Origin of the sequence: Vibrio sp. Vb1755 (assembly GCF_033338635.1) — a bacterium.
In the GTDB taxonomy this organism is placed as follows: domain Bacteria; phylum Pseudomonadota; class Gammaproteobacteria; order Enterobacterales; family Vibrionaceae; genus Vibrio; species Vibrio alginolyticus.
Genome location: NZ_JAWOTA010000390.1, coordinates 1 through 1,011 on the forward strand (window position 1 = coordinate 1; position 1,011 = coordinate 1,011).

1 protein-coding gene and 1 pseudogene are annotated in these 1,011 nt (G+C 49.4%); both read left to right on the top strand.

Annotated elements, in window-relative coordinates; translation table 11 throughout:
* Nucleotides 1-474: winged helix-turn-helix domain-containing protein (locus R7E00_RS25345; RefSeq protein WP_318124955.1), on the top strand; the 474-nt coding region annotated here is incomplete at its 5' end.
* Nucleotides 474-1,011: pseudogene (gene cpxA / locus R7E00_RS25350) on the top strand (envelope stress sensor histidine kinase CpxA); the annotation flags it as partial. The gene R7E00_RS25345 and the pseudogene cpxA, both read left to right, overlap by 1 nt.

The window sequence follows — 1,011 nt, forward strand, 5'->3', positions numbered from 1 at the left end:
CCCGTGTTGATGTTGACCGCCAAAGGCGAAGAGATTGATAGCGTGATCGGTTTAGAGATCGGCGCAGATGAACACATACAAAAACCTTTCAGTGACCGAGAGCTGCTCGCTCGTATTCGCGCGATTTTACGTCGCACCAGTAACACGCAGAAAAACGGCAAAAACAGCGATTGTATTGAGTACCAAGAGTTGCGCCTGTATCCGGGCAAGCAAGAGGCTTACTGCGATCAACAATTGCTGGATCTAACCGCAACCGAGTTCGCGCTGTTGACCCACTTTGTCCAAAACCCAGGACACGTACTCACCAAAGAGACGTTGAGCCTCGACGTACTAGGTAAACGACTGGCGGCCTTTGACCGCGCAATCGATATGCACGTGTCGAACTTACGCAAAAAGCTGCCCGACCAAAGCAATGGCAAACCGCGCATCAAAACCCTACGTGGTCGCGGCTATATGCTGCTTGAGGAGGATTAATGCGCCTATCACGCATCAAACTGCCAAAGATTAATAGCTTGTATGGACGCATCTTTGCCATCTTTTGGTTCACTATGCTATTGGTTTTGATAGCCGTGCTATCACTGCCACATTTGGATCCAAGGAAAGCACGCGACATCCCAGACGAGCATTATCAGCGGATCATTGAAACGCGTGATGCCATTCAAAACAAGTACAGCAAAGAAACCGATCTAGGACGCATTTTATTCCGTGTAGAGGGCAATCGCGCAGGTAAACATGACCCACGACCACGAGTGTTCTTTTCGGATTACAACGGCAACGTCTTAACCACCGATAAGCGCAGCAACTTTCAACTGCGTGCGATGCAAAACTTTGTCACCAGTATTGAAGATTACAACAAGCCAAAACAGAGACTTTATGGCCGCTATATGATTGCCGGCCCTGTGCCAATCGTTCTGGCCGACTCTGAACTGCTGATGTACGTTGGCTTTAAATGGAACGAGCCACCACCGCTGCTACTGCGTCTCTTCGACCACCCATTCCAGTTACTGTTGG